This is a genomic window from Nostoc sp. FACHB-888 (assembly GCF_014696655.1).
Lineage (GTDB): Bacteria > Cyanobacteriota > Cyanobacteriia > Cyanobacteriales > Nostocaceae > Nostoc.
Genome location: NZ_JACJQM010000004.1, coordinates 194,990 through 218,964, shown reverse-complemented (window position 1 = coordinate 218,964; position 23,975 = coordinate 194,990). Strand labels below are relative to the sequence as shown.

The 23,975-nt window shown below is 41.8% G+C and carries 16 protein-coding genes and 3 pseudogenes; 7 read left to right on the top strand and 12 right to left on the bottom strand.

Features of this window, described 5'->3' with window-relative positions:
* Positions 1-120 precede the first annotated feature (120 nt).
* Positions 121-287 (bottom strand): annotated as a pseudogene (locus tag H6G26_RS04735) (IS66 family transposase); the annotation flags it as partial.
* Between the two features lie 391 nt (positions 288-678).
* A complete protein-coding gene (gene cax / locus H6G26_RS04730) occupies positions 679-1,800 on the bottom strand; it encodes a calcium/proton exchanger (protein WP_199326632.1) in 1,122 nt (373 codons plus the stop codon).
* Between the two features lie 356 nt (positions 1,801-2,156).
* On the opposite strand from cax, the gene H6G26_RS04725 reads away from it, so the two are divergent.
* Entirely contained in the window at positions 2,157-2,390 is a 234-nt protein-coding gene (locus H6G26_RS04725) for a hypothetical protein (RefSeq protein WP_190728159.1), read from the top strand.
* 90 nt (positions 2,391-2,480) lie between these two features.
* Positions 2,481-2,633 (top strand): Uma2 family endonuclease, encoded by a 153-nt coding sequence (locus H6G26_RS04720; protein ID WP_190728145.1) that lies wholly within the window; start codon positions 2,481-2,483, stop codon positions 2,631-2,633.
* A gap of 304 nt (positions 2,634-2,937) precedes the next feature.
* Here the strand turns inward: H6G26_RS04720 and H6G26_RS04715 are convergent, their stop codons facing one another.
* The 4 genes and pseudogenes from H6G26_RS04715 to cbiE form a co-directional block, all read right to left on the bottom strand.
* The gene (locus tag H6G26_RS04715) at positions 2,938-3,216 is read right to left on the bottom strand and encodes a hypothetical protein (protein WP_190728144.1); all 279 of its coding nucleotides are present in this window, start codon (positions 3,214-3,216) and stop codon (positions 2,938-2,940) included.
* A gap of 168 nt (positions 3,217-3,384) precedes the next feature.
* Entirely contained in the window at positions 3,385-4,344 is a 960-nt protein-coding gene (locus H6G26_RS04710) for a calcium-binding protein (protein WP_190728143.1), read from the bottom strand.
* Positions 4,345-4,386: 42 nt separating this feature from the next.
* Positions 4,387-4,611: pseudogene (locus tag H6G26_RS04705) on the bottom strand (transposase); the annotation flags it as partial.
* A 256-nt stretch (positions 4,612-4,867) separates the two neighbouring features.
* Positions 4,868-6,085 carry a precorrin-6y C5,15-methyltransferase (decarboxylating) subunit CbiE gene (cbiE, locus tag H6G26_RS04700; RefSeq protein ID WP_190728142.1) on the bottom strand — a complete coding sequence of 406 codons (1,218 nt, stop codon included), beginning with the start codon at positions 6,083-6,085 and terminating at the stop codon, positions 4,868-4,870.
* A gap of 105 nt (positions 6,086-6,190) precedes the next feature.
* Here cbiE and H6G26_RS42345 point away from each other — a divergent pair, with 105 nt between their 5' ends.
* A complete protein-coding gene (locus H6G26_RS42345; RefSeq protein WP_229559648.1) occupies positions 6,191-6,328 on the top strand; it encodes a hypothetical protein in 138 nt (45 codons plus the stop codon).
* A gap of 516 nt (positions 6,329-6,844) precedes the next feature.
* Here H6G26_RS42345 and H6G26_RS04690 read toward each other — a convergent pair.
* The 3 genes and pseudogenes from H6G26_RS04690 to H6G26_RS04680 all read right to left on the bottom strand — a co-directional run.
* Positions 6,845-8,053, bottom strand: coding sequence for a 4-hydroxy-3-methylbut-2-enyl diphosphate reductase (locus H6G26_RS04690; protein ID WP_190728141.1), 1,209 nt, complete (start codon positions 8,051-8,053; stop codon positions 6,845-6,847).
* Positions 8,054-8,171: 118 nt separating this feature from the next.
* Positions 8,172-9,005 carry a GDSL-type esterase/lipase family protein gene (locus tag H6G26_RS04685; RefSeq protein ID WP_190728140.1) on the bottom strand — a complete coding sequence of 278 codons (834 nt, stop codon included), beginning with the start codon at positions 9,003-9,005 and terminating at the stop codon, positions 8,172-8,174.
* Positions 9,006-9,140: 135 nt separating this feature from the next.
* Positions 9,141-9,221: pseudogene (locus tag H6G26_RS04680) on the bottom strand (hypothetical protein); the annotation flags it as partial.
* Positions 9,222-9,404: 183 nt separating this feature from the next.
* Here H6G26_RS04680 and H6G26_RS04675 point away from each other — a divergent pair.
* Positions 9,405-14,078: a GAF domain-containing protein gene (locus H6G26_RS04675; RefSeq protein ID WP_190728139.1), complete on the top strand. Its 4,674-nt coding sequence runs from the start codon at positions 9,405-9,407 to the stop codon at positions 14,076-14,078.
* A 329-nt stretch (positions 14,079-14,407) separates the two neighbouring features.
* On the opposite strand, the gene H6G26_RS44200 is transcribed toward H6G26_RS04675, so the two are convergent.
* The 3 genes from H6G26_RS44200 to H6G26_RS04660 form a co-directional block, all read right to left on the bottom strand.
* Positions 14,408-15,235 carry a GNAT family N-acetyltransferase gene (locus tag H6G26_RS44200; protein WP_190728138.1) on the bottom strand — a complete coding sequence of 276 codons (828 nt, stop codon included), beginning with the start codon at positions 15,233-15,235 and terminating at the stop codon, positions 14,408-14,410.
* A 272-nt stretch (positions 15,236-15,507) separates the two neighbouring features.
* Positions 15,508-16,230: a cyclase family protein gene (locus tag H6G26_RS04665; protein WP_190728137.1), complete on the bottom strand. Its 723-nt coding sequence runs from the start codon at positions 16,228-16,230 to the stop codon at positions 15,508-15,510.
* 272 nt (positions 16,231-16,502) lie between these two features.
* On the bottom strand, positions 16,503-19,010 hold the full coding sequence (locus H6G26_RS04660; protein WP_347242431.1) for a PAS domain S-box protein: 2,508 nt from the start codon (positions 19,008-19,010) through the stop codon (positions 16,503-16,505).
* 1,070 nt (positions 19,011-20,080) lie between these two features.
* Here H6G26_RS04660 and H6G26_RS04655 point away from each other — a divergent pair.
* The 3 genes from H6G26_RS04655 to H6G26_RS04645 are packed head-to-tail and all read left to right on the top strand — an operon-like array spanning position 20,081 to position 23,842.
* Positions 20,081-22,621 (top strand): proteasome protein, encoded by a 2,541-nt coding sequence (locus H6G26_RS04655; RefSeq protein ID WP_190728136.1) that lies wholly within the window; start codon positions 20,081-20,083, stop codon positions 22,619-22,621.
* Positions 22,622-22,673: 52 nt separating this feature from the next.
* A complete protein-coding gene (locus H6G26_RS04650; RefSeq protein WP_190728155.1) occupies positions 22,674-23,510 on the top strand; it encodes an Rpn family recombination-promoting nuclease/putative transposase in 837 nt (278 codons plus the stop codon).
* A 56-nt stretch (positions 23,511-23,566) separates the two neighbouring features.
* Positions 23,567-23,842, top strand: coding sequence for an Rpn family recombination-promoting nuclease/putative transposase (locus H6G26_RS04645; protein WP_190728135.1), 276 nt, complete (start codon positions 23,567-23,569; stop codon positions 23,840-23,842).
* Positions 23,843-23,975 lie beyond the last annotated feature (133 nt).

The window sequence follows — 23,975 nt, the reverse complement described above, 5'->3', positions numbered from 1 at the left end:
AAAGGGGGACTCTGATTCCGGTTCCCCCCTTTTTAAGGGGGGTTAGGGGGGATCAATAAGTGCCTAAAATCACAGCCAACCACTTTTCAAACAACCTCTTAGGTTGTGTCTGTTTTACCCATCTCTGCTGACTTTTAACCGTTCTAGTTCAAGGTGTAGTTCGTAGATTATTATTCTGTAACTCACGTATCACCTTGTTCTGCTCAATAATCATCTCTACCAGTTGTTCTTTCGATAACTGGTTCAAGCTTTCTCGGTCTAAAACAGTACGGCAGGTTCTGGTTCATATGTGTGATACTCCCCCTCAACTGTTCCCTTTGTCAATACTCTGCCACCTGAATCCTTACACCCAAGTTACATCTCTTAGCACAAGAACACAGATTATCGCTGATGAATCTGTATTGGATCATGTAGAACCAATTTACTTTAGCGATGCCGACTGATTAAGTGTATCCCCCAATATTGGATGAGATTGGGGGATATTGTTGGTGTTTGATAAATTATTTCCAAAAAGTTATAAAAAACCTTCTAAAGATTGCCCTTAATATCTTTTAATGCGGTCGCCCTACCCTCAGCCCCAGCCGATGACATATCAACCAAGATATTGAATGATTGCTACAGGAGGGCGCAAATTGGCAAGAAGTTTCAATAACATTAAACAGCAACAAGGATTAGCGCTCAAACTGGATGGAAGTAAAAGGCAGCACCCAATATAGCATAGGTTGCTAGCAGCAACATCCCCTCTAACCAGTTAGAGCGACCATCCAAACTAATTAAGTTGGCAATGACCACTGCAATGATCACTGCAACAACCTCAAACAAGTTAAAGTTTAAGTCCATTGGCTGCCCAATCACCTGCCCAACTAATACAAGGAGCGGCGCAACCAACAAAGCAACTAGTAGACTCGATCCCATTGCTACAGATACTGCCAAATCCATATTGTTCTTAATCGCTACTCGGACAGCAGTTACATATTCGGCTGCACCTCCAACTAGTGGTAACAGAATTACTCCGGTAAACAAAGGTGTCAATCCTAGTCCTTTTGTTGCCTCTTCAACTGCACCGACAAAAATCTCAGACACGAACGCTATACCAATTGTTGCTACAAGCAAAATACCAACCCAAAGGCTCAAGTTTGGCAAAGAATGTTTATCTTGCTCTGTGGTCTGGTCTTCAGAAACCTTATCTTCTAGCTCTACAACCCCAACATCGTATAGGTAGCTGTGAGTCTTCAAGGAGAATAACAGGGTCAAACCATAAACTACAATTAAAATAACTGCTACAAAAATCGACAGCTTAGTAATAGCGCTTTGCTCGACCACATTAGATGTAGTAATCACCATTGCCGGGAGTACAATTGCAGTCACTGCTAGTGTCATTGTCGAACCATTGACTCGTGCTGCCATTGGCTGAAAAGTCTGCTCCTTATAGCGTAAACCTCCTAGCAACATAGATAGCCCCATTACCAGCAGTAAATTACTGATAATTGTCCCGGTAATACTGGCTTTGACAATATCTACTAAGCCTTGTTTGAGAGCTACTAGAGCAATAATTAGCTCAGTTGCATTACCGAAGACTGCATTTAACAAACCTCCTATAGAAGGCCCTAAAACCACAGCAATTTCTTCTGTTGCCTGACTCAGCCAAACTGCTAACGGAATGATTGCAACTGCTGAAAGCCCAAACACTATTAATGCATCCCATTCTAACTTTTTTGCGACAATGGCAATCGGGACAAAAACTAGCAAACCAATTGAAATTAGGTTTTTAGTTTGTATATTTTTGAGTGCGGTTGGCATAACTATATAGCTCTAATAATGAGAACTCTCGTTTAATGAATTAAAATAACTGCATCAAAGAATCAATTTTTATTATCTGTAACACTTGCTAAAAAACCTACCAATATATCAATTTGCTTTTCCTAAAGGATTTTATCTGCTGCAAAGAACTTTGCTAACTGGCTAAAGATGGATGAGGCTGGTAAATAAACTAATCCCTTCGATTGCTTTTTTCCCAAACGCGATTTTGATCCGAGCTTTGCAAGACCAATGGAAACGGTCTACGTGGCGTGATGAATAGACTTGTTGGGTAATAAGCTCAAAAATCCTTGAAATCTGCTTGTGGCAAGCTTTTTATTGATTTCTGACCAAAATTATTGAAACCCAGACTCCCTAAGCCTTTCAGCGATTTTAGTCACTATTTCCCGACAACTCTAATACATGGAACTACCACGCTCTGCAATCCTCACCGACATTCGTGGTGGAATTCCGCAATCTCTCACTGGGGTTACAATGTACGTAATCGGCTGATTGCTGATGTGTTTTATGATAATGGGCAAGAATTCATCCAATTCACCGATGGTAAAGAAATACTGGTAGAGACGGCGTAGAATTGGGAGTGGGAACGAGTGCTGGAATATGCCAGTATTGAAATATCCAAAAATTAGTAAAATGTAAGTTTAGAAAGTAAAAAAGGGTTTATGACCACAGCAGTCAAGAAACTTACCCTTGAGGAGTACCTTGCCTATGATGATGGCACAGATACCAAGTATGAGCTTGTGGATGGAGAGTTGGTTGAAATGCCACCAGAAAGCCCAAATAACTCTACTAACTCTGGTAGATGGACTATATGAAGAATCTGTGTTTCAGGGGACCAAAGCAATTCAATCAGTGATTTTCCCTGCGCTGGATTTAACCGCAGATTTAGTAGTAACAGCCGGACAGATCTAAAATTCAATGTATTGAAGGTGGCGATCGCTGACAACAGAAACATTGGATGATTTGTATGGCTAAACCGTTGTGTAACTTCAATATGCCTCCATCCAGCTAAAGGTTCAAAAAGGGCAAATAAATTTACTACGCCGTTAAGTTTATACTCATAATCATAACGTTCAGCTTGTCCTGGTTCTGCGGGTATTGGAAGTCTTACTTCTTCTACTAGTTGATATGGGCGCTCATCCAAGCAAAGTACAGGTTTTTTCCGAGGACATCAATATTAATGTTGCCACCATTACCACCAGTTAGGGCTGTGCCTGCGGTGGTGGAAAATTGAGCGCCACGACGCAGAAGGAGTAAATCAGTTGGTATGTTGATGTCGCCACCATTTCCCGATGCAGATTGGGCGTTGAGTAGGCCTTGGTTATCTAAGGTAACTCTGGGTGAGGTGATGATAATATCCCCAGCAGTACCCGTCGGACTTTGAGAATCAACGAACAAGCCACTGGTAAAGTTGGCACTCTTGCCAGAAATAGTAAAAAAATCAGCAGCATTAACTTTGATTGCACCTGCATTGCCTTGTTCAAGGGTTGAGGCATTAAGTCGAGCGCCATCTTGTAACGAGAAATCACCAGAATCGATAGTAATGTTACTCTTAGTGATATGTGTTTAGACGAAATCAAAGCCACTGCTAAAATCTGAAATTGAAACTCCTTCAACAACCGCGATTAAGTCGTTGTTAAAAGATATCCCTGTCCCTACGGCATTATTAATAGAGATAATACCCAAGCTAAAGGTAGATTCAGGTAGTTCAATAAAGTCCTGGCTGATATTGAAGTCAGTAATCAAGGCGTAGTCACTATTATTGCCATTATCATAGAAAATTTCATTACCTGCTCCTAAAACAAAGGTATCGCCATTAGCCCCGCCAGTTAAGGTATCAACTTCATTAACAATCGATCCAAATCCTGGAGCAAAAGGTTCAACGCCGATCAGGCGATCGCTCCCATCACCACCCGATAAAGAGTCGTTTCCAGCTCCACCAATCAATAAGTCCGTGCCGGTTTCCCCAGTAAGGGTGTCATTTCCAACTCCAGTCCCACCAAATACGGTGTCGTTACCAGCCTCACCCTGAACAAGATCATTGCCTGCATCACCATTGAGTTGGTCATTACTCCCGCCACCTGATACCGTGTCATTCCCAGTACCCGCAAAAACTCGATCATTTCCAGCGTCGCCAGAAATTACGTCGGCGCCATCAGAGCCATTGAGGATGTCATCTCCATCATTACCATTAATGGTGTCATTCCCTGCATCACCGAAGATCCGGTCATTGTCATTGTTACCAATGATGCGGTCATTGCCGTCCCCTCCATTGAGCACGTCAACCCCATTGTCGCCATCAATGGAGTCGTTCCCAGCATCTCCAAATACTAAATCGTCGCCATCCCCACCATCAATTGTGTCGTTTCCTGCTCCAGCAACGATCAGGTCTTCGTCATCGTTACCAAAGATTACGTCGTCACCGGTTAAGGCTACAATAGTATCGTCATCATCGAAAGCATCAATGCGATCGTTGCCAGTAGTGCCAGCAAGAAAATCGTCCTCATTTGTACCAATAATATCCATGTGTTTTTTCCTTTCAACTTTCAGGAATTGATTTCAAAAGGCATCACTAATTTTCAGCCATGTTCCGTCTTTGCGCCAGTTACGAAAATAGGTGTACACCGTCTGCTATACGGGAAAGTCACCGGGTAAAGCTCGCCATAGCACTCCCTCTACAAGAACATAAAAGATCGCGTTGAGAACTTGCCACATATCGACTTCACGCTTTCGACCACCGGGTTTTGGTTCTGGAATCATGTCACTGAGAAATTCATATTTGGCACGGGTCAGAAGCTTTACTTCCCCTTCGCGGAGCGTCCCATAGGGAAAGAAAGGCAGCAGCAAAGTAGTTCGTGAAGTACTAGACAAGTATTGAAGTACTTCTATTTATCTATCAGCTTTTTTAGGTGGGCTTTTATGCAAAATTTGGATTTTGTTACAAAACTTTAAGTTAGTCAAGGTAAACTTTTGTAACAATAAAAACTCTTTTGCATAAAATTCGCCCTCTGTTGCCAGAAATAAATTTGTTCCAAAATTTTTCCGCCGATTACCCAATACCTTTTACAACTACCCATTGCGTCACGCCCGCCATTCCTCGCCAGCCCAAAAATTTACCAATAGGTTCCGCCCGTTGGATGGCAATACGAGCTAAATCGCCACCGACTTGTTCATGCCATTGAAATAAAGTTTGCTCACCCTCTACCGTCACCACATTTGCCACCAAACGCCCGCCTGGCCGCAGTGCTTTCCAGCAAATATCAAAAAGTCCCGTTGCTGTTACTCCACCACCAATAAAAATCGCATCTGGTGTAGACAAGTCTTTCAGGGCATGGGGCGCTTTACCTTCAATGATGTGCAGATTTGGTGTACCGAGAGTAGCGGCATTATCAGCAATATATAGTAGTCTAGAAGCATTTTGCTCGATCGCGATCGCTCGACACCGAGTATCACTCCGCATCCATTCAATAGAAATTGAACCGCAACCCGCGCCAACATCCCATAATAATTCTCCCGGTGTGGGTGCTAAAGCTGCTAGGGTGATTGCTCTAACTTCACGCTTCGTTAACTGTCCATCATGGTAATAAGCGTTATCTGGTAATCCTGGTAATCTTGGTAATGAGATAACCCCAGGATCAGCAATACAATCAACTGCGATCGCATTCAAAGCCGCAACTTCAGTTTCACTCCAAGATGCAGCCGTCCCTTCCACAATTCTTTCATGAGCGCCACCCATACGCTCCAATACGGTAATTTTACTGCCACCATAGCCGCGATTTGTCAAAATTTCCGCAACAATGGCAGGTGTGTCCTTCCCTTCACTCAAAATCAACAATCGCGCTTTTGGGTAAATGTAAGACTGAAGCAGAGATGATGGACGACCATTCAAACTCAAGGTTTCCACCTCAATTAAAGACCATCCCACCCTGGCACAGGCGAGGCTAAAGGCTGAAGGTGCGGGGATAATCGTCATTTCAGAGACGGGAATTCGCCGCATCAAGGTGACACCAATGCCGTAACACATCGGATCGCCGCTTGCAAGTACGCAAATTGACTGACCCCGACGCTGGATGATTTCCTCAACTGAAGTGCTAATGGGAGATGTCCAGACTAGTTTCTCACGTTGGTCATCTGTAGGGAGCATTGCTAAATGGCGATCGCCTCCTACAATTACTTTAGCTTGATTGACTAGAGAACGAGCGATCGCGCTTAACCCCTGTAACCCATCTTCCCCGATGCCGACGATAGAAAGCCATTTCTCTGTCATGCTAATTCATGATTAATAATTAAGATTTGACGCTTATTTTAATTCTGAATTATTTTGTAGATTTTGGTAGGATATAGTTCATAGTGCTGGATTGAGGATAATAGGATGAACTCACTCCCAGAAATAGAAGCCGCTATTATGCAACTGTCTGAAGGTGAAATGCGGGATTTATCAAACTGGCTCCAAGAATATCTTAACGATGCTTGGGACAAGCAAATTGAAGCAGATATCAAAATCTGGTAGATTGAATCAGTTAATGCTGCGTGCAAAAGCAGATATTGAAACTAATCGCGTGAAACCGTTAGATGAAATCCTTAACAACCCCTGATTTTTGACGATTATATTCTGCACTTTCATCTGAAGTTAAAGAGCAAGCTAGAAAGGCATATCGCCATTGGATCAATAATCAATTTTATCCGTCTTTGCATTTCAAAAAAGTAGGAAATGATTTGTGGTCAGTCAGGATTAGTGGTGGATATCGCGCACTAGCAATTAAGATCGGCGACGATTATTACTGGATCTGAATTGGGTCATATCATGAGTATGAGGCGCTGATTGGATAATAAAATAATATTTTTGCTTCATCTTTCACCCTTTAGCTGATGTTGCTGCTTTATTGGCGATTACAAATGAGTTTATAGCGGTTCGTTTATGTGAAGTACATCTGTAGGGGCACGGCATGCCGTGCCCCTACACCTTGCGATATAACGTTGTACCACATCTGAATGGGAATTAAAAAGGGGTTGAGGTTGAACTTTTTTAAACCAGTGTTGTTGTTGCTTTCATTGCAAAAATCTTTTCAATCACATCTTCTACTACCTTATCTGGTGTAGAAGCACCAGAAGTAATTCCCACAACAATTTCACCATTTGGCAACCAATTTTCTGTAGTTATTAACTGCCCATTTAATTGCCGATGTTCTATGGAATCTCCTGATTTAATTCGTTCAACAGTATCAATGTGATAAGAAGGAATTCCCCGCTCAAAAGCAATTTGTTGCAATTGAGTAGTATTTGATGAATTAAACCCACCAATTACTACCATTAAATCTAAATTATGTTCCACTAACTCCAACATTGCATCTTGTCGTTCTTGGGTGGCATCACAAATAGTATTGAAGCTTTGGAAATGCTGATTTAACTCGGTGGGGCCATACTTCTGCAACATAGTTCGCTCAAAAAGCTTGCCAATTTGCTCAGTTTCGCCTTTCAGCATCGTGGTTTGGTTGGCAATGCCAACTCTTGCTAAATCTTGATTGGGGTCAAATCCTGCTGAACAAGCTTTAGCAAATTTTGTCAGAAATTCTTCACGGTTCCCACCATTAATAATATAGTCAGCAACATATTCTGCCTCTGACAAGTTCAACACAATCAAATATTTACCAGCAAAGGAACTAGTAGCAACTGTTTCTTCGTGCTTATATTTACCGTGAATTATTGATGTATAATCGATTTTTTTGTGCTTTTCTACTGTATTCCAAACTTTAGATACCCAAGGGCAAGTTGTATCAACAATTTTGCAGCCTTTATCGTGAAGGATCTGCATTTCTTGAACACTAGCCCCAAAAGCGGGTAATATGACTACATCACCAATGCCGACAACAGAAAAGTCTTTATTCTTTCCTTCAATGGGGATGAATTCTACTTCCATCTCCTGCATCCGCCGATTTACAGAAGGGTTGTGGATAATCTCGTTAGTAATCCAGATGTTTTCTGTAGGGAAGTGCTGACGGGTTTCGTAGGCCATCGCCACAGCCCGTTCTACACCCCAGCAAAAGCCAAAAGCTTGTGCTAGTCGGATTGTCACATCGCCCCGTTGCAGGATGTAATTGCGATCGCGAATTTCCTGAATTAAGTTACTCTGATACTCAGACTGCAATTGCGTGGCAACTTCTGCTTGATGACCAAAGCCCTTGCGATTATAATTTTCTGAATGTTGCAGGCTGCGCTTAAAAGCTTTTGTATCCATTAGATTTGTCTACTTAAACCACTATTTCTTATTTTCTCGCGCCAAGACGCAATTTATACGGTGTTGTATTCAAAGATATTACTTTTTTTTGTCCTTTAGCCTTTTTCTTGCCAAGGACTTAACGCTGGGGTTTTAATTCGATATCGCTATAAATCTGCAATGCAGAACGCCAAACTATATAGCCTTCGGGGCTTAAATGTAAGCCATCAGTAGTAAATTCGCGGCGGAGATTTCCTTGCTTGTTGGTAAACAGGGGATATAAATTAAGATATTTGACACCCCTTTTGGTGGATATGCTTTGGAGTTGCTGATTCAACTCACGAATGCGACTATTGGCAACAGCTAACAGTTTTTCTCGTCCTTTCCAGGTTGCTTCCTCTCCTCCATGTGGCAAAATCGATTGGACAACAATTTGCGCCTTGGGATGCGCCTTTCGGAGGTAACTGATAATTTGCCGTTGATTATCCAAAATTACCCTGTTACTCATCCCTCGAATTAAGTCATTAATGCCAATCATCACGAAAATTACCTCTGGCTGGGTGCGGTCAAATATCTCCAATCTTTTTAAGAGTCCATTGCTGGTTTCGCCAGAAATTCCTTGATTGAGCCAATTTCTACCTTCGGGTAACAATTCAGGGGGAAACCACAAACTTAAAGAATCTCCCGCCAGGATCGTTAAATGCAAAGGCCGTTGGTCAGCCGCTACCTTGGCTTCTTGCTTAAGGATGTCTACCCACTCCTGGTAAGTGAGTTGGTGACGGCGGCCCAAATCAGGTGTCGCAATTTGGGGTGAGTTGTTCAGGCTGATTTGTTCCGGGGATGTGATTATCCCAAAAAAAGCGGACAATCTCTGCTGTTGCCAAATTAGCAGGATGACTGCCAACATTAGAATGCCGTTGGTTAACAGCGAGAAAAATGCCCAGAGAGGAAAGGTTTTAAAAGAAGTAGACACGACTAGCGAAATTTACCAATTATTTGACTCAAATTTTAACGCTAGCGATCGCAAATTACACATTTAAATTGGGGAATGGGGAATAGGGGAGAATAATAACTCCTAACTCCTCGCGATCGCACAAATCCACCATAGGCGCAACCATAGCCAGATTAGGTAGCCGCCCCCTATTTCAAATAAACCAGCCCACAAAAAATACAGTAGGGAATTAATCATTTGATTAATTTTTTAACATATCGAACTCAGTGAAATTACGCTAACGCTTTTAACTAAACTATTGTCATTAATTAAAGTAAGTTTGTTGAACTGGGCATTGGGCATTATGTATTAGGCATTGGGCATTTGGTTTTCCTTTCCCCTGGCCCTCTGCTTCCCCCAGAATCTAGATAAGGCTCAAGGATGAAAGCACCATTACCTGATAAAGAAGCACAAAGAATCGAGACGCTTTTACAGTATAAAATTCTCGATACGCCACCTGAAGCCGCCTTTGACGACCTCACCCGTTTGGCCTCGTATATTTGTCAGACTCCTATTGCTTTAATTAGCTTAATTGATACAAACCGTCAGTGGTTCAAGTCAAAAGTCGGTTTAGATACCCTAGAAACACATCGAGATTTCGCATTCTGTGCCCATGCTATTTTACAGCCTGATGTTTTGGTTGTGCCTGATGCAATAGATGACGAAAGGTTTGCCACCAACCCACTGGTCACTTCTGACCCAAATATTCGGTTTTATGCTGGTGTACCTCTGACTAATTCTGAGGGATATAGGCTAGGAACACTTTGCGTGCTTGACTACGTACCACGAGAACTGGCTCCAGATCAGATAGAGGCATTACGAACCTTAGGCCGTCAAGTCATCAAGCAACTGGAATTGCGCCGAAATTTAGCAAATTTGGTACTTGTGACCAACAAAGGTAAACAAGCGCAGAGGGTACGTAAGCAATTTTTCAAAAAGATTGCAGCAGGTTTTGGTTTAGCGTCGGCAATTTTAGCTTTGATTGGTGTGGTTTCTTATCAAAATACAAGAGTAACTAATAATAATCGCAGTATAGTAAAAAATACTTATAAAAAAGTCAACAGTCTAGAAAAACTACTCTCCCACATCAAGGATGCTGAGAATAGACAAAGTAGTTACATCATGACTGGAAAGCAAATTTATCTCAAACCTTATCAAACAGCACTTACTAATGTCGATCAAGAAATTACCAAACTGAAGAGTTTAATAACAGATAAACCGAATCAACAACAGCAGATCGCAACGCTTGAATCTCTGATCACGGCTAAACTTACTGAACTCAAACAGACTATCGACTTGCGCCAAGATAAGGGACTAGAGGCGGCATTGCAAGTACTAGTGAGAAATGATGAACAAAATCTCATGGATCATATCCACAAGGCGATCAATGAGATGGAAAACGATGAAAAGGGACGACTCCAGCAGCAGTTACAAGCAAAAAAAGCCAGGACTCGGAACACAATTCTGACACTTGCGATCGCCATCTGCCTAAGTTTTATCGTTCTTACTGTAGTCTACTACTTCATCTATCGTGAGGTCATTGAGCGCAAAAAGACAGAAGAAACCTTAAACCAAGAACGCAACTTTACTTCAGCAGTCCTTGATACAGCTGGCGCGTTGGTTATAGTTCTCGATTCTCAGGGGCAAATCGTTCGTTTCAATCAAGCTTGTGAGCAAACAACAGGTTACTCCTTTGATGAGGTAAGAGGTAGGTATTTCTGGAACTTGTTCCTACTCCCTGAAGAGGTGGAGTCAGTCAAAGCAGTTTTTGAGCAATTGCTAACTGGTAGAGGTTTCGTAGAACACGAGAACTATTGGGTAATGAAGGATGGCAGCCGCCGACTGATTGCTTGGTCGAATACCTTTTTAAAAGATTATGAGGGCTGCGTTGAATACGTTGTTGGTACTGGCATTGACATTACTGCTCGTAAACAAGCGCAACAGCATTTAACTGCACAATATGCTACAACCCGCGTTTTAGCCGAGTCCGCCACGATTAGAGAAGCTACTCGCCAAACCCTGCAAGGAATTTGCGAGAGTTTGGCATGGGATTTGGGTGAAATTTGGATGGTGGATGAGCAAGCAAATGTGCTGCGTTTTCTCGATATGTGGTATGAAGCATCCCTTGAGATGCAAGAGTTTGAAGCACTGAAGCGGCGAACCACCTTTGCACCAGGAATTGGACTACCTGGCAGGGTTTGGGCTAGTTCTGAACCTGTTTGGATCGCTGATATCGTTAAAGATATTAATTTCCCTAACTTTAAAATTGCTGCCCAAGTAGGATTACACGCAGCTGTTGGTTTTCCAATCCGCAGCGGCCACAAAATTCTTGGTGTCATTACCTGCTTCAACCATGAAATCCAACAGCCCGAACAAGATTTGATCAAAACAATGAATTCTATCGGTGAGCAAGTGGGGCAATTTATCCAGCGTAAACAAGCTGAAGAAGAAATACAACGCCAAAACTTGCGATCGCAATTATTTACCGAAATCACCCTCAAGATTCGCCAGTCTTTGCAAATCGAAGAAATTCTCCAAATCACTGTGGAAGAGGTACAAAAGATTCTCCAAACTGACCGAGTTTTAATATATCAGCTTTTACCAGATGAGTCTGCCACTACCGTTATTGAAGCAGTGGTTTCTGGTTTACCAGCAATCAAAGAGCAAAACATCAGCGCCCCCTACTTTCGAGCCGAATATCTACAGCAGTACTATCTACAGCAGTACCGTCAAGGACGGGTTTTTGGACTGGCTGACTTGGATTTGCTGGAAATCCAACAAAGCAATCTGGAATTATTACAACAGTTTGGGGTCAAAGTCAACTTGGTTGTGCCCATTCTTGTGAAAGAAGAACTTCGCGGTTTGCTGATAGTTCATCAGGGTGACGATTCTCACCACTGGTCTAGCTTTGAAACTCATCTTTTGCGGCAAATAGCCGACCAAGTAGGTATTGCCTTAGCCCAAGCCCAACTATTAGCAGCAGAAACTCGTCAGCGACAGGAACTTGAAATTGCTCGTCGCCAAGCTGAATTAGCTTCTCAGACTAAAAGTGCATTTTTAGCAAATATAAGTCATGAAATTCGGACTCCGATGAACGCTGTATTAGGAATGACCAGTTTGGTGTTAGATACTCCCTTAGACCCAGAACAACGAGAATTCCTGGAAATAATTCGTAGTAGTGGAGACGCGCTTTTAAGTTTAATCAACGAGATTTTGGATCTTTCCAAACTTGAGGCTGGAGAGATGGCTCTCGAAACTCTAGATTTTGACCTATCTACTTGTGTGGAAGAAGTGGTGGAATTATTGGCTCCCTCAGCCCATAACAAGGGATTAGAAATTGCCACGCTGATTGAGCGCAAGGTGCCCACCTACATTAAAGGAGATGCTGGTAGACTACGGCAAATTCTGATGAATTTAATCAGCAATGCTATCAAGTTCACCAGCGCTGGCGAAATATTAGTGCAAGCCGAATTACGTTCGCTTTCCCCCACTACAGCCACCATTCATTTTGCCATCACAGATACAGGTCTTGGCATTAGCCCTGAAGACCAACGCAAACTCTTCATGCCATTTAGCCAAGTAGATGCTTCGACCACTCGCAAGTATGGTGGTACTGGTTTGGGATTAGCCATCTGTAAACAACTAGTGACTTTGATGGGAGGAGTGATTGGGGTAGAAAGTCAGATGGGGAAAGGATCTAAGTTTTGGTTTGAGGTACTTTTTCTGAAGCAAGTTGAGCCTGTTTTGTCAAAATGCGAACGCGGACTTTTGAACAATCGCCGCTTGTTATTGATAGATAACAACGCTACTAATTACAAAATTATCTACCATCAAGCTACTTATTGGGGAATGCAGGTAGATCAAGCTGATAGTATTGCAACTGCCCTCAAAGTTATTCAGAAAGCTGATAAGCAGGGAAAATCCTATGATGTCGCCTTGGTTGATATAAAAAATGGCATGGCAATAGAAGAAATTAAAACCAATTCTGCAATTGCTGAGATACCTTTGATTATGCTCACCTCTACTAATCAACAGGATGAAGTGCAGCAGGCGCTCAAAATCGGATTTGCTGCTTATTTGGTCAAACCCATTAAGCCATCACGGCTCCTCAATGCCATTACGACTATTTTAGAAACTCAGTCTGAATCAGAACAAGGGGCTGGAGGCTCTAAGCTAGAGGCTACTGAAGAAATCCAGAGTGCAAGAACTTCAGGCATTCTGACCTCCTCTCTCCCTAACCCCTCTACTAAATCTAAGTTAAGAATTCTTTTAGCTGAAGATAATTTGGTGAATCAGAAAGTAGCCCTGAAGCAACTCGATAGTTTGGGTTACAAAGCCGATGTTGTTGCCAATGGCAAGGAAGTTTTGCAGCTATTAGACAAAATTCCTTACGATTTGATTCTAATGGATTGTCAAATGCCAATTCTCGACGGTTTAGAAACCACAAAAGAAATTCATCGTTGGCAAGAAGACACTTTTGCTCTGCGTCGTCGTCCTGTGGTGATTGCAATGACGGCTAATGCGATGAAAGAAGACGAAGAAATGTGTCTCAATGCAGGAATGGATGACTATTTGAGTAAGCCAGTGTTTAAAGAAAACTTGGCTGCGACCCTAGAGCATTGGACAGGCGTGATCCTCTCACAACAAGAAGCAGTTGTTTATAAACAGACAGTTTCTACTGGTCTAGCAATTGATTGGGAACACTTGCATCGAGTATCGGGAAATGATATAGAATTTGAATTAAATTTATTGCAAGTATGCGTTGAAGATGTTAAACCCCGTTTAGAAATCATTAAAGCAGCGATCGCAGTTGATGACTTTGGGCAAATTGTGCGAGAAACTCATCACCTTAAAGGCGCTAGTGCCAATATTGGAGCCACAGCTATGTACTTAGCTGCTGACAAATTAGAACAATTAGCTTACCATCAACAGCTTAGAGGTTCTACTAAGTTAATTTTAGAGTTGAAAGGATTTGTTGACTGCATTCAAGACTTTTTAATTAGAAACAAAGTAACAAATCGCACTTTGTTATCAATTAAAAATGATGAGGCATAAACCTGCAATTAATTTGAAAACTCTTGGTCTAAGGTTGAGGACGGTGTCAAAACTAAATCTTCAAAAACTTATAATGTAATCGAAGATGCTGCAACCCAGGTGAAGGGTGCGCTGAAACCAAAAGATAAAGCGAAAGCTCTTAAAGGGTTACAAACACTTGATACAAATATCGCCGTCTCTAAAAAGTGAGATAAAACTAACTGGGATTGTTGGTTACTGGATTAAGTATGACTAGTTTGTTTGGTAGAAAAAGGCCAAAATCCGAGAAGGATTAGAATCTAGAATGGCTGGTACTGTATTTCTTTGCAAGTTCCTAACCAGTCATAAAGCTACTGATTTTGATTTAGTTGACCCGTCCAAAGGTAAGCTCCAATCTTAGAATACTCCTGAAATCCGATGCGGCGATATATATTTACCCCCATTTGCGAGGCTTGTAATGTTGCTACATGGTATCCAAGGGCATAAGCTTTGTGCAGTGCAGTTAATACTAGTGCTTTTGCAAATCCCTTTCCTCTTGCTTCTGGCATTGTTGCAACAACGTAGATACCTGCTACTTGTGAATCTAGATACAATGCTGATGTTACAACGGGCAAACCGTTCCACCAGCCAATAAAACGGATATATTCTTTGGAATCTATTCCCAAGCTTAACTCTAAGTCATAATAGGCATTATATTCGGGATCAGGGATTTTAAAGCTCACCATTGCAACTCGCACCCAATGCTTGAGGGTTTCGGGATCTTTAACCTGTGCGATCGCCAAATCTTCTACTACAAACAACTCCTCAGGTAAAGTCGATAAATCAATCGCCATCACAGGTAATTCACCTGAATTGCTTAATCCGTGGGCTTCTAAATACTTTCCTAAATCCGGTGGCTGAGGTGCTGTTCCTATCCACCACAACATTGGCAGCTGCTGGGCAATAAAGTAGTTGAGAGTTTCGGTAATGATAGCATCGGTTTGGTCAGGCTGTAGTTGGGCACAGCAAACACCGTTAAAAAAGGGAAAAGAAATGCCGGTAGAAAAACGAATCAGGTTAGATCCACGGTTGAGTTGGCAATGTGGTGCATGGCCATAGTTCGTCAAGAATGCATACATATTGTTTTCGAGTACTCTCACTAAGTCAGGTGTCGATAAATCCTTTAAAATTTGGTTCACCTTCAAACTCCTAGTACAGAATTACACGAGTGAGCCTAACATTTTTAGCTAGACTACGGGGGGTAAAGTTACAGAAGTCACTCTTAAAGCAAAGTAACCTGTAAGTACTACGAAACAAGCGTTTCAGCTTTTATGATGATTTGGGATCAGGGAGTAGTCATCTTGAAAATCTCCAGATGATCACCTACTGAAACATATGTACTAGATTTGCTTGGTTTCTAGGCTAGCCTTTAGTCTGAAAAATTGGCGTGAGAAGCAAATATCTATAAAAATTAAGGCACTAACGCTAACACACCCACAGGAGAACCGGAACCACCACGCAACCGAAGAATCCCGATCGCTAGAGTAGTACCTTTAGGTGGAAGCTGATCCAAATTGGTGAGATTTTCCAAGACAATGCGCGATTGTTCTAAAACTAGGCGGTTAATAGCAAAACTTTTATCCTGTCCGGGATCTACGCCATGAGTATCAATTCCTACCCCAATAATTTGGCGTTCATTTAGTAAAAATTGAGTTGCATCGCTGCCAAACCCAGGAAAGTGGGCAATTCCTTGAGCATCATGATTTAAAAATGCACTTTTATCCAACCATTTATTTTGCCAACCAGTATTCAATATAACTACGCAACCAGGAGAAATCTCACCGTATTGTTCTTCCCAAGCTACAACATCAGCAATAGTCAGGGCATAATCAGCATTAACTGCTGTGGATTGGCGAATATCTATGACCACCGCAGGTACAACCAAGGACTGGGCTGGGTATTGGTCAATTCCTACAGCAGAACCATGAAAACTGTTAGGGGCGTTGATATGGGTAGCGCTATGTTCCCCCAAACAGAAACGTCGCAGGTAATAGCCATCATTATTTAGTTCAGCCACAGTTTCAAATTCTACTGTGGGATCTCCAGACCATTGGGGAATATCTATGTCAATTACATGACTTAGGTGGATAACGCGTGTGTAGGTGATACTATTTTGATTTTGGGGTTGTATCATCCCAGGGTTCTATTTTATTATTTGTACTTAGGGATTTTTTTGAAAGGTACGTAGGCGCAGACTGTTGTAGACATGGCCTGGGTTGGGCTACGCCTACCCGAAGATAGTACTACTATTACTCCTACTTCCTTGTATTAGAAGAAATAATCCCCCAATTCCTGTAAACTTCAGGTTATTGGGGGGTTTAAATGTTGCAGCAAAAAGTGAATTAATCTTAGTTAACAACCAATAGGTTAAAATTTGGTTAATTTTTAGTTAAATTTGTGTAATATTTACGAATCGGGTTGCTGCGTGAGTGGAATCGCGATCGCAAACTCGGCACCTTCTCCTGGTGCTGAAATACACTGAATTTGCCCGCCATGTTTTTTTACAACAATTTGATAGCTAATTGATAACCCCATGCCCGTGCCTTTACCGACGGGTTTTGTAGTAAAGAAGGGATCAAATACGCGTTTGCGTACTTCCTCAGTCATGCCTGGGCCATTGTCGGTAACGCTAATAATTACATGGTCTTCTTGGATGAGGGTGCGAATGCGAATCTGGGGAGTAGGGAGTGCTTCTTCCCCTAATCCCCATTTCCCACTCCCCACTCCCTCTTCTAAAGCATCGATCGCATTTGTCAACAGATTCATAAACACCTGATTCATGTGTCCAGCGTGGCATGATACTGGTGGGAGGTCGCCGTAGTCTCGGATTACTTGAATTTCGGAATGTCCTGGTTTGGCTTTCAGACGATTTTGCAACAGCAGCAAGGTGCTATCAATACCTTCATGAATATCCACTGGCTTTGTGCCATCTTCATCAAGGCGAGAGAAATTGCGTAAAGATAGGACAATCTGCCGAATGCGTTCGGCTCCCGTGTTCATAGAATCTAGGATTTTGGGCAAATCTTGCTTGAGAAAGTCTAAATCAATGGCGTAGACTTGTTCGTGAATCTCTGGTGTTGGTGGGCAGTAGTTCTGTTGATAAAGGTCTACCAAGTGCAGCAAGTCTTTGATATATTCACGGGCATGGCTAATATTGCCGTAAATAAAATTGACGGGATTATTGATTTCATGGGCAATACCTGCAACTAATTGTCCCAAACTGGACATTTTTTCAGTTTGAATCAGTTGCGCTTGAGTTTGTTGAAGTTCTAGCAGCGCTGCTTCTAGTTGCTGGGCTTTGTATTGAGCAGTTTGGGCGGCGATACGGCTTTGGGTGTAAAGTTTGGCTTGATCAATGGCGATCGCTAGTTGAACTGTAACTGCTTGTAGTAATTCTACTTCGCTATCCAGCCAAGGACGAAAGCCACTACAAGAACCACAACTAAATGTGCCTATTTCACCAGATTGGGTGTGTACGGGCAGCGACATAAAGGCAGTGAAACCAAAATCCTGCAAAAACTGCTGTGCAGTGCAATCGCCCACAGTTTCTACATCATTAATGCGAATGATTTCTCTGTTCAAGGTTTTGGCTGCGATTAGTTCTATTTCTGCATTATTTGCTTGTTCGTTAAGCAAACAGGGAAAAAAAGAACTTTTCGCCTCATATACACTCTCCCAGTAGGGAACCTCAGCGTCTTGGCGATACCAAAAGAAGGCGCAGCGATCAATTTGGAATAAGTTGCGAATCTCCTGCACTGCGGTTTCCACAATGTAATTGAGATCCAGAGAAGCTCGAATCTGGTTAGAAAGACGATTGAGTAGGGCTTCCCGTTGGGCGCTTTCTCTGAGCGCAACTTCTGCTTGTTTCCGATCAGTGGTGTCATGGCAAATGCCAACGAAGTTTAAAACATTACCATTAGCATCTCTAATAACAGATGAGTTACTCGTATGCCATCGCCAAGTGCCATTTTTGTGTTTTATTCGATATTCAATTGCGTCTTGCTTTTCGGTTGTTGTCGCAATTTTTTGGAAATAATCTGCACAGATAGACACATCGTCAGGATGTATAAAGGGAACAAAGGATTTGCCTTCAACCTCTGCAATCTCATGCCCAAAAATTTCAGTCCAGTTAGGAGAAACGTAGGAAAATATTCCTTCAAGTGTCAGGGCAAAAATAATGTTATTGGCATTTTCAATAATGGTACGAAACTTAGTATCGCTTTCTATTAATGCTGCTTGGACTTTGTCGCTGGTGTCACGGACAAGAACTATGATTTGCTGGTCTGGTAATGGTAATAACCTAGCTTCAAAATTATTCTTCCCTTGTGGCAGGGGTAAGGTATATTCAAAACTGACTGAAGATTGAGTTTCAAGTACTTGAGTTATTGCTTGCTGGAAGCGATCGCCTATAACAGTCGGTAGGCATTCTCGCAAACTCTTGCCCTGACAATTTCCTGTTGGGATATACGGGTTTTCCGCCTTTCCTGGCTTGTAATCCAAGATACTTCCGTCAATATCAAGACGAAAGTATAAATCAGGAAGCACTTGCAAAATCGCTGCAAATTCTGATGTTTTTTGGCGTAACTGTGCTTCAACTGCTTGGCGTTTTGCAGTTTCAGCTTGCAGTTGCTCTAGTGCTTTTGCTAATTCTCTTGCCTGTTTCTGTTCTGTAATTTCATGCAGACAACAACATTGAAGGAGGCAGGAGGCAAAAGGCAGGTGGTCATTGAGCGCAGTCTCTCCTAGAGAAGTGAGGCAGGAGGAGCAAATCATCTCTTTATTCGACCCCGGATGATTTGGCAGTCCTGAACTCTCGTAAAGAGCGGGATGCAGATCGCCTTTGGCGTTTCCTTGTATTTCTTCCTCTGTGACCATGATTTGGTTAATGTAGCTCTGCACCTTTTTAGAAAACACTTTTGCCTACCTGCTCTGCCTAAGTTATTAAAGTAATAGCCTGAAAATAGGATTTGTTATGTAGATGTATATAATTTTCACGCCAACCTGCTATTTATTTTAATACCTTATTTATTTTTATATGGGCAATAATTCTTCTTTTACTGTAAATAAATTGAAGAAAATGCTGAAGTTATTATTAAGATTAATGTCAGCATTTTGGGGATATTTAAGTTATTTCTGTGCCAGGTAAGCTATTCGACTTTGTTTCTTTTTAAAATTAGCTATAAATTCATATTACCTCTGTAATCGCATTGTTTAAAAACCTGATTTAGCTTCACGGAAACTATATTATTAACGGTGAGGCGCTTACATCTTTATCAGAAATTCACAATAATCAGAAATTTTATATCAAATAAATATTGATTTTTTATCAAGAAGAATTCAGCATTAATTAGAGTACTGCCGACTCTGAGTCGCGGCTAGTAGGACTTCCAACTAAAAAAATATCCCACCGCGTTTAGAGCAGGGGAGCAGGGAGCAGGGAGCAGGGGGAGGAACAGTCGTATTGAATCCAGAAATTGGGATAATTTATTTTTTGGAGTTCCCTTATACAGACAGAACCCAAGGAGGTGGGTTTGAATTTTTTGATTTTTCATGATTTTTGCGTGGTGCGCGAAGCGCAGCGCAAGCGCGATAGACAGATTTTGCTTGTATGATAGCGAATTATATTCACCTAATACTTTTCGGACATCTTCTTAAAATAAGGGGTATAAAAGGGTTTAATACCCACATCTTTACTAAGCACTATCTAGCCAGCTTATGGTATAAAACCCCACTTTATTTATTCTGGCTCCTGTTAGCGGATAGCGATGGTTTAGCCCATTCTGACTTCTGAATTTCTCTTCAATTTTCTCAACAAAACCCGATTTTTCAAAATTGTCTTGACCGTTCAAAACGCCTCACACCAAGATCCCAAATTAAATGAGAGAAATACTAAATGTGATATCAAGACGTTGCAACAATAGCTGGCAATTGCATTTTATATGTTATAAAGCTCACAGAAATTAATGTTAGGCGGGAACTACTTTATGGAACCAGATAAACTGGGCCGTTTTAAGGAGTACGGCGAATTCATCCTCCGAAAGATAGATTCTGTGCCCCAGCACCCTTCAAAACAAGAAGATTGGGTTCCAGCTAGTCTTGACGACTGTCTCCTTCGTCTGCGGTCAGCTGCCCAGAAAACTGTAGACCTTGCAACTTCACCTGTCAAAATTGGGGTGATGGGAGAATTCAGTAGTGGTAAAACCTTACTTCTAGGCAGTCTAATTGGATATGCAGATGGTTTACCAGTCAGCGAAAACCCCACTACAGGTAATGTTACCGCAATACATATCATTCCACAAGATGAATTTGCAACTACTCAATTAAGTAATTTTACTGTAGATTATCTTTCTCATGAAGGAGTGCATGAGTGTCTACGCTTCATGCTGGGGGAAGCCCATAAACGGACGACAGCAGCAGGGCTTCCTCCTATACCAGTATCGAAACTCAACTCTGGCACAGATATTATTAGCTGGTGTGAAGAAGCATGGAATAGTAGTAACAATTTAGAGCTACGTTATTTACTCCGGGAGTTGGTATTATTCCTGCGGGCTTATCAAGCTTATGGGGAAGTTATGTGTGGTGGGCGCTACCAGATTGATGCTATCACCGCTCGCGAGGGGCTACAGCTAGTTGAACAGCCAATGGCAATCCAAACTCTGAAATTTGAGGATCTACCTCCAGCGCATATCCGATTACCGAGTCCACCCCAGAGGCTACCAACGAAGTTATTACAAAACAGCTTCCCACTGATCCGCCGCGTGGATATTGATGTGAAAATCTCACGGGAAATTTGGGATTTTACAAATGCAGCCAAATTTATTCTTATCGACTTCCCGGGATTGGGGGCTGCTAATTCGGGGGCTAGGGATACCTTTTTGTCGCTGCGAGAATTGGCAGAAGTACAAACAATTTTGGTATTGCTAAATGGTAAATCTCCAGGGAGCGATCGCGCCAATAAAATCTTTACGATGATGCAGCAGCAGCGACCGGGACAAGACCTGAAAGATTTAATTCTCGTAGGTGTAGGTCGCTTCGATCAACTACCCCTAGACAGCGAAGGCGGCGAAAGAGAACTTGATCAGCTCATTGAAGATAGGCATTTACAAGAAGAAACCGTTTTCCAAAAACTCAAAGTTCTGCAAACTACCATTGACGGTGCAGAAGCCTTTACAACCCAAAAAGACCGCATCGTTTTACTGTCGCCACTGTTGGGACTAGCTGAATTGGCAAAACGTTCTACTACAGTCAAAGCAGGTTCAACAGAGTTTTTGGCTAACTTGGACTATCCTGATTACCTAGATCGGTCTAAACGGCTACAAGACAAATGGCAACGATTAAGTGAACAACTATTAGAATCTAACACTCGCAGTTATTTGGGCAAACAGCTAGGTTACTTTAGCCAAGATGGGGGACTTAGTAAGCTGCGGGAATTGATTCAAACCCACGTAGGAACTCATGGTCTAAAGCAACTGTATGAAGATACTCGGAGATCGGCTGATGTGGTGAGTCAGCAACAAGATCATTTGAAGGACATCATAGATGAAATTCACGAGCAAGGTATCCCTACAGGAGACAGTCCCGCATTTATCGAGTTGCGCTTTGTGATCGAAAGCTTGGATAAAATTTACAGGAATTTCCAAAAAGATTTAGGGAAAGAACCACTCAGAGATCGGCGCGGTGTTGTCGTCAGCGATGTAGTAAAAGACGAACTCACTTTTAGAATCCTGAATTGGAACCAGTGGACTTTACTCTTCAACAAAGCCAACAATGGAGCGATCGCTCTGGCAGAATCTAAAGGTGCAGCCGGGAAATTATTTGATCGGGGAAATCGCGTCAATAGTTCCCTTCCAACTAAGAGTGACGATTTTTATCCAGTATTTGAGAAAACCGTTAAAGAAGTAGAAGATTTTGCCCGCGATCGCATCCATCAAGCGGTGGTAGATTTGTTGAATCAATTGTCAAATTATGTAGCCCCAGAACGCGAACAATTGCAGGCATTTTTCCATCCAGATATGGAACAAGAAATCGAAGAAAAATTTGGTTGTGAAGATGCTGATCTCTTTTTCAAATTATTACTAGGATGCGATCCTAACGAATGGAAAGAAGCAATCATTTCCGAAATCACTAGTAAAGACAAAACCGTTGCACCCGAAATTATCTTTCCTTTAGCACGTAAAGACGATAAACACAATGTTGGTCAAATCTTTGACTGGGCACCAGAGAAAAGCCAAGGTTTACCTAGATCGAGTAATCATCAACTTTTAGTAGTGCGGTTGCGAGATGAAATCACTGCTAGCGCTAGTCTTCACCTTGTGCAATATGTTAGCGAAGTTAATCAGCAAATTAATTCTGAGCTAGAAGGCATTTTAGATCAAATCATTCCTAGTTTGCAAAACCTTTCAAAAAAAGAAACTTTGCTAAGATATCTAGCGGCTGGAGAATTACCATCTGAGATCGCAATTCCTACTTGGTTGCAGATTATTTCAGAACTTGCTGCTGTTTCTTACTTAGATGATTTGAGATAACCTAACTCAGAAAGTGACTAATTGCGATCGGCTAGGTTATGAGGATGTATTTGTGAGACGTGATGCGATTTTTTATGCAATTTTCAAGCGTGTACCAGGATTGTTTTTCGAGTTAGTAGAACAGCCACCAGCCGAAGCTAGTAGCTATCGCTTTGAATCTGTTGAAGTTAAAGAACCAACATTTCGGATTGATGGGGTATTTTTACCTCCACCTGATGCAACATCTCAGATGATTTTTTTTGCTGAGGTACAATTCCAAAAAGATGAGTTACTGTACCATCGGTTTTTCTCCGAATCCATGCTGTATATGTATCGTAACCCATCGCTTTACGATGATTGGTACGGGGTAATTATTTTACAGTCTCGCAGCTTGGAACCGGAAAACACTACTATTCACAGATCGTTACTGAACAGTTCCCAAGTACAACGGATTTATTTAGATGAGTTAGGTAGTCCTGATGAGCAAAAAGTAGGTATCAGCTTGATGCAGTTGACTATTGCCTCAGAGACTCAAATGGTGCAAGAAGCGAAACGTTTAATTGAGCGGGTGCAACAAGAACAGATAACTGTTTTAGCGAAGGAGGAGATAATAGATGTAATCACAACGATTGCAGTTTATAAATTTGCCAACTTAAGTCGTGAAGAGGTAGAGGCAATGTTAGGAGTTAAGTTAGAAGAAACTAGAGTTTATCAAGAAGCGAAACAAGAGGGACTAGAACAAGGATTGGAACTAGGACGAGAACAAGGGCTAGAAGTAGGACTACAACGAGGACGAGAACAAGCAAAACTTGAACTTGTACCTCACTTCTTAGCTCTTGGTATGTCGATGGAAGAGGTTGCCAAATTACTGAATTTAAGCATCGAACAAGTAAAGCTTGCATCTGAGTAATCACAACAATTACTGGTTATAAATTTGCAAACTTAAGTAGTGGAGAGGTAGAGGCGATGTTTGAAATTAAGTTACAAGAAACTAGGGTTTATCGAGAAGCTAAAGAAGAAGGACGACAAGAAGGGCTAAAACAAGCACTAGAAAAAATACGAGAAAAAGGAGTACAAGAAGGAATAAAACAAGGACGAGAACTAGCAAAACTTGAACTTATACCTCGGTGTTTAGCTTATGGTATTTCGATAGAAGAGATTGCAAGGTTACTTGATTTAACTATCGAACAAGTCGAACAAGTAAGACTTGCAACTGAGCAAGAATCTTCAACATCAACTTAATAACTGCTGCAATTTTCATAGCGATCGCCTAGTTTGGGTTACGCCTACGCCCTTTCATATAAAAGCGTAGCCCAACGTAGATATTGCGCCAAATAAAAAAGCCAGTGCTAAAGAGAATCAATGGTACAAGACC

Bases quoted from the DNA above. Each gene is read 5' to 3' on its own strand.
- cax (WP_199326632.1), bottom strand. From the start codon at position 1,800: ATGCCAACCGCACTCAAAAATATACAAACTAAAAACCTAATTTCAATT.
- H6G26_RS04720 (WP_190728145.1), top strand. From the start codon at position 2,481: ATGACCACAGCAGTCAAGAAACTTACCCTTGAGGAGTACCTTGCCTAT.
- H6G26_RS04710 (WP_190728143.1), bottom strand. From the start codon at position 4,344: ATGGATATTATTGGTACAAATGAGGACGATTTTCTTGCTGGCACTACT.
- cbiE (WP_190728142.1), bottom strand. From the start codon at position 6,085: ATGACAGAGAAATGGCTTTCTATCGTCGGCATCGGGGAAGATGGGTTA.
- H6G26_RS42345 (WP_229559648.1), top strand. From the start codon at position 6,191: ATGAACTCACTCCCAGAAATAGAAGCCGCTATTATGCAACTGTCTGAA.
- H6G26_RS04690 (WP_190728141.1), bottom strand. From the start codon at position 8,053: ATGGATACAAAAGCTTTTAAGCGCAGCCTGCAACATTCAGAAAATTAT.
- H6G26_RS04675 (WP_190728139.1), top strand. From the start codon at position 9,405: ATGAAAGCACCATTACCTGATAAAGAAGCACAAAGAATCGAGACGCTT.
- H6G26_RS04665 (WP_190728137.1), bottom strand. From the start codon at position 16,230: ATGATACAACCCCAAAATCAAAATAGTATCACCTACACACGCGTTATC.
- H6G26_RS04655 (WP_190728136.1), top strand. From the start codon at position 20,081: ATGGAACCAGATAAACTGGGCCGTTTTAAGGAGTACGGCGAATTCATC.
- H6G26_RS04645 (WP_190728135.1), top strand. From the start codon at position 23,567: ATGTTTGAAATTAAGTTACAAGAAACTAGGGTTTATCGAGAAGCTAAA.